The 9,218-nt window shown below is 60.9% G+C and carries 7 protein-coding genes; all 7 read left to right on the forward strand.

The window, feature by feature from the left end; translation table 11 throughout:
• Window positions 1-281 precede the first annotated feature (281 nt).
• The 7 genes from FEM54_RS16295 to FEM54_RS16325 all read left to right on the forward strand — a co-directional run bounded on the left by FEM54_RS16295 (window position 282) and on the right by FEM54_RS16325 (window position 9,013).
• The gene (locus FEM54_RS16295) at window positions 282-1,640 is read left to right on the forward strand and encodes a TolC family outer membrane protein (RefSeq protein ID WP_017136621.1); all 1,359 of its coding nucleotides are present in this window, start codon (window positions 282-284) and stop codon (window positions 1,638-1,640) included.
• A 41-nt stretch (window positions 1,641-1,681) separates the two neighbouring features.
• Complete coding sequence (locus tag FEM54_RS16300) at window positions 1,682-3,838, forward strand: type I secretion system permease/ATPase (protein ID WP_026013663.1); 2,157 nt, start codon at window positions 1,682-1,684, stop codon at window positions 3,836-3,838.
• The gene (locus tag FEM54_RS16305; protein WP_138451889.1) at window positions 3,828-5,192 is read left to right on the forward strand and encodes an HlyD family type I secretion periplasmic adaptor subunit; all 1,365 of its coding nucleotides are present in this window, start codon (window positions 3,828-3,830) and stop codon (window positions 5,190-5,192) included. The genes FEM54_RS16300 and FEM54_RS16305 overlap by 11 nt, the downstream gene beginning before the upstream one ends.
• Before the next feature lie 214 nt (window positions 5,193-5,406).
• The gene (locus tag FEM54_RS16310) at window positions 5,407-6,300 is read left to right on the forward strand and encodes a TauD/TfdA dioxygenase family protein (protein ID WP_099549589.1); all 894 of its coding nucleotides are present in this window, start codon (window positions 5,407-5,409) and stop codon (window positions 6,298-6,300) included.
• Between the two features lie 20 nt (window positions 6,301-6,320).
• Window positions 6,321-7,172: an ABC transporter ATP-binding protein gene (locus FEM54_RS16315; RefSeq protein ID WP_138451891.1), complete on the forward strand. Its 852-nt coding sequence runs from the start codon at window positions 6,321-6,323 to the stop codon at window positions 7,170-7,172.
• 11 nt (window positions 7,173-7,183) lie between these two features.
• Window positions 7,184-8,032 (forward strand): ABC transporter permease, encoded by an 849-nt coding sequence (locus FEM54_RS16320; RefSeq protein ID WP_017136616.1) that lies wholly within the window; start codon window positions 7,184-7,186, stop codon window positions 8,030-8,032.
• A 60-nt stretch (window positions 8,033-8,092) separates the two neighbouring features.
• On the forward strand, window positions 8,093-9,013 hold the full coding sequence (locus FEM54_RS16325) for a LysR family transcriptional regulator (protein ID WP_017136615.1): 921 nt from the start codon (window positions 8,093-8,095) through the stop codon (window positions 9,011-9,013).
• The last annotated feature ends 205 nt before the right edge of the window (window positions 9,014-9,218 follow it).

Consider the following 9,218-nt stretch of genomic DNA (forward strand, 5'->3'; position numbering starts at 1 on the left):
GGGACAAACAGGAGGGGTGTAGTATAAGTAGTTACTGGCGTCAAATAATTGGCTAGATTTATTCGTTATCTAGTTTATGCCAAAGTATTGACCTTATGGTCGCCATCCTAAACAATTGGCCCCGTAATGTCACATTGATATTTATGCGGCGAACCGTCCTACATGTGTGAAGCAGTTCCGCTTTTTGAACTTTCCGACGTACGGTCATTACGGTAGCCATTATCCGACGCAGCGGTATCAATCGCTGTGATTTGAGACAAGAAGTCCTGGGGAATTTTTAAATGCGTTTGAACCTGTTCAAGGCAATACCGTTCGTACTCGCCGCCGGTTTCGTACAAGCCCAAACATTGCCCCAGGCCATGCAGCAGGCGCTGGATGTGCACCCGGAAATCCAGGCCGGCGTGAACAGCCGTATCGCCGCCGATTACCAATTGCGCGCCGCTCAAGGTGGTTACTTGCCGCGCGTTGACCTGAACGCCGGTTACGGTCGCGAAGGCACCGATAACTCCACCACCCGCGCCGCCAACGGCCCAAACGGCAACCACTGGGACACGCTCAACCGCGGCGAGTCCAGCCTGCGCCTGCAACAGATGATTTTTGACGGTTTCGCCACGTCCAGCGAAGTTGGGCGTCAACAAGCCAACGTCAACTCCCGTGCTTATTCCTTGCTCGGCACCTCCGAGCGCACCGGTTTGACCGTGGCCCAGGTCTACCTGGACGTGTTGACCCGCCGCGAATTCGTGCGCCTGGCCGAAGAGAACCTGCGCAACCACGAACGCATCTACGACCAGATCAAATTGCGCACCCAGCGCGGTGTCGGCAACGGTGCCGACCAGGACCAGGCCGAAGCGCGTCTGGCCCAGGCTCGCAACAACCTGATCACCGAGCAGACCAACCTGGCCGACTCCCAGGTCAACTACCTCAGCGCCGTCGGCCAGATGCCCGACCAGCTTGAGCGCCCAGCGCCATTTATGGCCATGCTGCCGGCGGACCTGAATGAAGCCCGTCGCCAGATGCTCGATAACAGCCCGATCCTGCGCTCGGCCGAGTCGGATATCTCCGCCGCCGAGAGCCAGTACGAAGCTGCCAAGTCGACCTTCTACCCACGCTTTGATGCCGAGCTTGGCACCAACGCCGATAACAACGTAGCCGGCGACGCCAGCCATAACAACGGCTGGGAAGCCATGGTGCGCATGCGCTTCAACCTGTTCGCCGGTGGCAGCAACAAGGCCGACTTGCAGTCCAAGTCGTACCAGACCAGCCAAGCCCTGGATATCCGTAACAACGCCTTGCGCCAACTCAATGAAGAACTGGGCCTGGCCTGGAACGCCTTGAACAACGCCAATGCGCAGTTGCCGGTTGCCCAGCAATACGTCGACCACAGCACCCGCGTGCGTACTTCGTACCAGCAGCAGTTCAGCCTCGGCCAACGAACCCTGCTCGACTTGCTCGACAGCGAGAACGAATTGTTCACCGCTTCCCGTCGTCTGGAAGAGATCAAGAACATTCAGTTATTTACTCAGTATCGAATCAAGGCGACCATGGGTGAATTGCTCAAAAGCCAGGGAGTGGTCGCACCGATGGCGTCCGTCGTACAGAACGACGTGAAACCTAAAGTTCAACTGCCTGGGATGAATTGAGCCACCCCAATAGCCCCATCTGTTAGTCGAGAGTGCGCCGCGTGGAATCCGAAGTCAGTCGAGTTCATCTCAGTCATGATCCACGCACGCTCCACGACGACCCGTTACTGGACGGGTTGTTGGCGCTCTGTGCCCTGCATCAAAAACCTGCCAGCGCGGCCATGCTCACCACCGGTTTGCCGCTGCCGTCGCAGCGACTGAGTGCCGAGTTGCTGCCGCGTGCAGCCGCGCGTGCCGGGCTGCAAGGCCGGGTGTTGCAGCGCAAGCTGGAGCAGATCCCGACGATTGCACTGCCGGCGCTGCTGTTGCTCAAGGACGGCCGCAGTACCGTGCTGGTGGGTTGGCAAGGTGAAGACGAAGCACGCATCCTGCTCAGCGAAAGCGACGGCGGTGAAGTACTGATCAAGCGTGAGCTGCTGGCCAATGACTACATCGGCAAAGTCTTCTTCGCCCAGCCTCAGCACAAATTCGACGTCAACCACGGCACCCTGATCCCTCGGGCGCGTTCGTGGTTTCGCGACACGCTCAAACGTTCGCGCTGGCTCTACACCGACGCCATCGCCGCGAGCTTCCTGATCAACATCATCGCCATGGCCGCGCCGCTGTTTGTGATGAACGTGTACGACCGTGTCGTGCCAAACCAGGCCACCGCGACCCTCTGGGTGCTGGCCGTGGGTATCTGCGGCGCCTACCTGTTCGACTTGGTTCTCAAAAGCCTGCGCAGTTTGTGCCTGGACCTGGCGGGCAAAAAAACCGACCTGATCATCTCGGCCACGCTGTTCGAGCGCATTGTCGGCATGTCCATGAAGTACCGCCCGGCACGGGTTGGCAGCTTCGCGCAGAACATCCATGAGTTTCAGAGCCTGCGTGATTTCCTCGCATCCTTGACCCTCACCAGCCTGATCGACCTGCCGTTTACCCTGCTGATTTTCCTGGTGATCGCCATCCTGGGCGGGCACCTGGTGTGGATCCCGGTATTGGCCTTCCCGCTGGCCCTGGGCATCGGCTATGCCCTGCAAAAACCGCTGGTGGCGACCATGGAACGGACCATGGCCCTGGCCGCCGAGCGCCAGTCCAGCCTGATCGAAACCCTCGCCGGGCTCGATGCGGTCAAGGTCAACAACGCCGAGAGCGAGCGCCAGTACGGCTGGGAACAGACCATCGGCACCCTCAGCCGCCTCGAGCTGCGCGTGAAGTTGCTGTCGGGCCTGTCGATGAACATGACCTTGCTCATACAGCAACTGGCCGGCGTGATCATGATCGTGTTCGGCGTTTACCAGATCATCGACGGCAACCTCAGCATGGGCGGCCTGATTGCCTGCTACATGCTCAGTGGCCGCGCCCTGAGCCCGCTGGCCTCGCTGTCGGGCCTGCTGACCCGTTACCAGCAAGCCAAGGTCACCATGACCTCGGTGGACCAGATGATGGAACTGCCCCAGGAGCGCAATTTCGAAGAGCGGCCCATGAGCCGCCGCACCCTGCAAGGTGCCATTGAGTGCCGTGGCCTGAACTTCACGTATCCGAACCAGCAGAACGCCGCGCTGAGAAATATCAACCTGGTGATCAAGCCAGGCGAGAAAATCGGCATCATCGGCCGCAGTGGCTCGGGCAAAAGCTCCCTGGCCAAGCTGATTGTCGGCCTGTACCAGCCCGACTCCGGCGCCTTGCTGGTGGACGGCGTGGACGTGCGCCAGATCGACGTGAGCGAGTTGCGCCACAACATCGGCTACGTCGCCCAAGACATTCAATTGCTGGCCGGCACCCTGCGCGACAACCTGGTTTCCGGTGCGCGCTATGTAGAAGACGAAATGGTCTTGCAAGCCGCAGAGCTGGCCGGCGTGCACGAATTCGCCCGCCTGCATCCACAAGGTTATGAACTGCAAGTGGGCGAGCGTGGGCAGAACCTGTCCGGCGGCCAGCGCCAGAACGTCGCCCTGGCACGCGCGCTGCTGCTCAACCCGCCCATCCTGCTGCTGGACGAACCCACCAGCGCCATGGACAACACCGGTGAAGAACGCTTGAAACAACGCCTGCAAGCTGTGGTGCAAAGCAAGACCGTGGTGCTGGTGACGCACCGTGCCTCACTGCTCTCGCTGGTGGACCGCCTGTTGGTGGTCGACCGTGGGCAGATCCTCGCAGACGGCCCGAAAGCCGTGGTTATGGAAGCGTTGAAAAAGGGGCAGATCAGTGTTGCTTAACTCCATCAAAAGCGCGGTCGGCCGCTACTTCAAAGGCACCGACTCGCTGCAGGGCCAGCCCCTGCCTGAAGTCAACAAAGCGCTGATCGAAGATGCGCCGAGGGTGATCCGCCTGACCATCTGGGCCATCATCGCGTTCTTCATATTCCTGGTGACCTGGGCGGGTTTTTCCAGCATCGACGAAGTCACCCGTGGCGACGGCAAGGCGATTCCGTCGTCCAAGCTGCAGAAAATCCAGAACCTGGAAGGTGGCATCGTCTCCGAGCTGTATGTGAAGGAAGGCCAGATCGTCGAAGCCGGCGCGCCGTTGATTCGCCTCGACGACACCCGGTTTGTCTCCAATGCCGGCGAAACCGAAGCCTTGCGCCTGGCCATGCAACTGCGCGTTGAGCGCCTGAGTGCGCAGGTGGATGACCGCCCGCTGAACATCCCCGACGACGTGCTCAAGGCCGCGCCCAGCCAGGCCGCCAACGAGCGTTCGCTGTATGAAAGCCGCCGTCAGCAATTAAAAGACGAAGTCGGTGGTTTGCAGGAGCAACTGGTGCAGCGCCAGCAGGAACTGCGCGAATTCACCTCCAAGCAAGGCCAGTACCGCAGCCAGTTGTCCCTGCAACGCCAGGAAATCAACATGTCCGAGCCGTTGGTGGCCCAGGGCGCGGTATCGCCGGTGGAAGTATTGCGCCTCAAGCGCGCCGAGATGGAAACCCGCGGTCAGTTGGACGCCACCACCCTGGCGATCCCTCGCGCCGAGTCGGCGATCAAGGAAGTGCAGCGCAAGATCGACGAAACCCGTGGCAAATTCCGCAGCGAAGCCCTGACCCAACTCAATGAAGCCCGCACCGAGCTGAACAAGGCCGAGTCCACCGGCCGTGCCCTCGAAGACCGCGTCAGCCGTACCTTGGTCACCTCGCCGGTGCGCGGCATCGTCAAGCAGCTGTTGGTCAACACCGTGGGCGGCGTGATCCAGCCGGGCAGCGACATGGTCGAAATCGTGCCGCTCAATGACACCCTGCTGGTGGAAGCCAAGATCCGCCCGCAAGACATCGCCTTCCTGCACCCTGGGCAAGAAGCGATCGTCAAATTCACCGCCTATGACTACACCATCTATGGCGGCCTCAAGGCCAAGCTTGAACGCATCGGTGCCGACACCATCACCGATGAAGACAAGAAAACCACCTACTACATGATCACCCTGCGCACTGATCGCAGCCACTTGGGCACCGACGAGAAGCCGTTGCTGATCATTCCTGGCATGGTGGCTTCGGTGGATATCATTACCGGCAAGAAAAGTATCCTCAGCTACCTGCTCAAGCCGATCATCAAGGCGCGGGCCGAGGCGTTGCACGAGCGCTGATCTTCGGCGCCTGTTGTGACCTCATCGCAGGCAAGCCAGCTCCCACATTTGAATGTGTTCACATATCAAAATGTGGGAGCTGGCTTGCCTGCGATAGCGCCATCCAAATCACCGCAGATCCCAACCCTAAAGCATATCGATATTCGCTAACGGTATTTAAGCTTCCATTCTTATACCTATAAATTCACTCCCCTGTCCGACCGGGAGTGCCCTCATGTCCGCCACCTCTACTGTTCCAACAGCGACCCCAACCGCCCAATCCTTCGAGATTCGCCCACTGCCCGGCAGCGTCGGCGCCGAGATCGTTGGCCTGGACTTGTCCCGCCCGGTCAACGACACAGACTTCGCGCGCATCCACCGCGCGCATCTGGATCACCACGTCGTGGTGTTCCGCGACCAACGCATCACCCCCGAACAACAGATCGCCTTCAGCCGCCGCTTCGGCGTGCTGCAGATCCACGTGCTCAAACAGTTCCTGCTGGCCAACCACCCGGAAATCCTGATCGTCTCCAACATCATCGAGAACGGCCAATCCATCGGCCTGGGAGATGCGGGTAAATTCTGGCATTCGGACCTCTCCTATAAAGAGCTGCCCAGCCTGGGCTCGATGCTGCACGCTCAGGAGCTGCCCTCCGAAGGCGGCGACACCCTGTTCGCCGACATGCACAAAGCCTGGGACCAACTGCCCGAGCACCTGCGCAAAGCCGTGGAAGGCCGCAGCGCCGCGCACTCCTACACGGCGCGCTACAGCGAAACCAAATTCGAAGGTAATTGGCGCCCAACCCTCACGCCCGAGCAGCTCGCTCAGGTGGCGGAAGTGGTCCACCCGATTGTGCGCACCCACCCGGAAAACGGCCGCAAAGCCCTGTTCGTCAGCGAAGGTTTCACCACCCGCATCGTCGGCCTGCCGGAAGACGAAAGCCGCGACCTGCTGGCCCAGCTTTACGCTCACAGCGTGCTGCCGCAGAACATCTATCGCCACCAGTGGCAGCCCCACGACATGGTGTTCTGGGACAACCGCTCGCTGATCCACCTGGCTGCCGGTTGCCCGAGCCATCTGCGCCGCAAACTGTTTCGCACCACCATCCAGGGCGATGCGCCTTTCTGATTCCCGGCAAGAGAGTTGACATGAACGTGCCCCTGCAAGGCCACGCGGCCAGCACCCTGAGTACCGCCAAACCGCTGTTGGCGGTGGACAACGTCAGCCTCGAATACCGCACGCCCGAGCGTGTGGTGCGGGCCACGCACCAGGTCAGTTTCGAAATCGACCCGGCCGACCGTTACGTGCTGCTCGGCCCTTCGGGGTGCGGCAAATCCACCTTGCTCAAGTCCATCGCCGGGTTTATCAAACCCTGCGAAGGCGAGATTCGCCTGCTGGGGCAAAAGGTCGACGAACCCGGGCCGGATCGCATTGTGGTGTTCCAGGAATTCGACCAGCTGCCACCGTGGAAAACCGTCAAACAGAACGTGATGTTCCCGCTGTTGGCCTCCAAGACCCTCAAGCGCCGCGAAGCCGAAGAACGCGCGCTGCACTACCTGGAAAAAGTCGGCCTCAGTGCCTTTGCCGACGCCTACCCGCACACCCTGTCCGGCGGCATGAAAGCCCGTGTGGCCATCGCCCGCGCGCTGGCCATGCAACCGAAAATCCTGCTGATGGACGAACCCTTCGCCGCCCTCGATGCCCTGACCCGGCGCAAGATGCAGGAAGAACTGCTGCTGCTGTGGGAAGAAGTGCGCTTCACCCTGTTGTTCGTCACCCATTCCATCGAAGAAGCGCTGGTGGTGGGCAACCGCATCCTGTTGTTATCGCCGCATCCCGGGCGCGTGCGGGCAGAAATCCACAGCCATCAATACGACCTGCACAGCCTCGGCGGTGTGGAATTCCAGGCGTCGGCGCGGCGCATTCATCGCCTGCTGTTCGATGAAGCGCCCGAAGCCGAACGTGAGTTGGGTTTCGCCGATATCCGCATTGCTTACTAAGGGGCCGAACCATGCGCCAGGAATTTGAAGTCACCCTCGAACCACTGCTCAGCGTCCCTGTCGAGCGCGAACTGCCCCTGCGCCAACGCCTGTGGCAGCAAGGCTGGCTGCGCAAGGGCTTGATCCTGATCGTGCTTGCGATCCTCTGGGAGGCGGTCGCCCGCTACCAGAACAACGACCTGCTGCTGCCGAGCTTTTTGCAGACCTCCCAAGCACTGTTCGACGGCTTGCTCAGCGGTGAGCTGTTGAGCAAGGTCTGGATCTCGCTGGCGGTGCTGATCAAGGGCTACCTGATCGGCATCGTGCTGGCGTTTGCCCTCACCACGCTGGCGGTCTCGACCCAACTGGGCCGCGACCTGCTCAGTACCCTGACCTCAATGTTCAACCCGCTGCCGGCGATTGCCCTGCTGCCGCTGGCGCTGCTGTGGTTTGGCCTGGGGCAGAACAGCCTGATCTTTGTGCTGGTGCATTCGGTGCTGTGGGCCTTGGCGCTCAACACCTATTCGGGGTTTCTCGGCGTGTCCGAAACTCTGCGCATGGCCGGTCGCAACTACGGCCTCAAGGGCATGCGTTTTGTGTTGTTCATCCTGATTCCGGCGGCGCTGCCGTCGATCCTGGCCGGCCTGAAAATCGGCTGGGCCTTTGCCTGGCGCACACTGATCGCCGCTGAACTGGTGTTCGGCGCCACCAGCGGCAAAGGCGGGCTGGGTTGGTACATCTTCCAGAACCGCAACGAGCTGTACACCGACAAAGTGTTTGCCGGCTTGGCCGTGGTGATCCTGATCGGCCTGCTGGTGGAAAACCTGGTGTTTGATACCTTCGAGCGGCTCACCGTAAAGCGCTGGGGCATGCAGCGCTGAGCCACTGATCCCTGCTAGGATTGCGTGCAATTCACTCCCCACTGCTCACGAGTGCTTGGCATGCAACTACCGGACATGAACCTGCTGGTCGCCCTCGACGCCTTGCTCGACGAGGGCAGTGTGGTCGGCGCGGCGCGGCGGATGAACCTCAGCCCGGCGGCCATGAGCCGCACGCTCACGCGGATTCGCGAGGCGGTGGGCGACCCGATCCTGGTGCGGGCCGGTCGCGGCCTGGTGCCGACGCCCAAGGCTTTGCAGCTGCAAGGCCAGGTGCGCAACGTGGTGGAACAGGCGGCGTTGCTGTTTCGCTCCGCGGACCAGGTAGACCTCAGCACCTTGCGCCGCCGCTTCAGCGTGAGGGCCAATGACTTTTTTGTTGGCGTGTACGGCGGTCGGTTGTTCGACACCATGGAGCGCATGGCGCCGCTGTGCGAGCTGTGCTTTGTGCCCGAAGGTGATACCGACGACGACGCGCTGCGCGAAGGGCGCCTGGACCTGCGCGTGAGCAATACGTTGCCGGCCAGCCCGGAGGTGAAGGTACAGAATTTGTTTTCCACCACCTTTGTTGGCCTGGCGCGGCAAGATCACCCGCTGTTCGACGAAGAAATCACCGCCGCACGGTTTGCCAGCTATTCCCATATCAGCATTTCGCGACGCGGCATCGCCCGTGGCCCGATTGACACTGCGCTGAATGCCCAAGGCCTGGAGCGCCGCGTGGCAATGATCGCCCCAGGCTTTCACGGCGCGATGTTCATGCTGCCCGACTCTGATCTACTGCTGCCGGTGCCAAAGGAAGCCTTGCTGAGCGCCAACCGCCTGAACCTGCCATTGCGCGCCTTCCCGTTGCCTATCTCCTTGCCGACGTTGGTATTGGCCCAATCCTGGCACCCGCGCTTCGACAAAGACCCGGCCCATAAATGGCTGCGCGAAACCATGCGCGAGAGCTGCCATGCCACCTGGCTCGAAGCCCAGCCCAGCTGAAGTGCACTCGATCAATGTGGGAGCTGGCTTGCCTGCGATGGCGGTCTGACTGTGTAGGGATTCATTGCCTGACCCACCGCTTACACAACTTTTAAAGGCAGCCAATTACCCTTGTGGCGAGCAGGCTTGCCCTGCGTTGGGCTGCGAAGCGGCCCCAGTAAAGGCACTGCAGTTTTTCCTGAAAGTACTCAGCGTCTGGGTTTGG

The organism is Pseudomonas edaphica, assembly GCF_005863185.1.
In the GTDB taxonomy this organism is placed as follows: domain Bacteria; phylum Pseudomonadota; class Gammaproteobacteria; order Pseudomonadales; family Pseudomonadaceae; genus Aquipseudomonas; species Aquipseudomonas edaphica.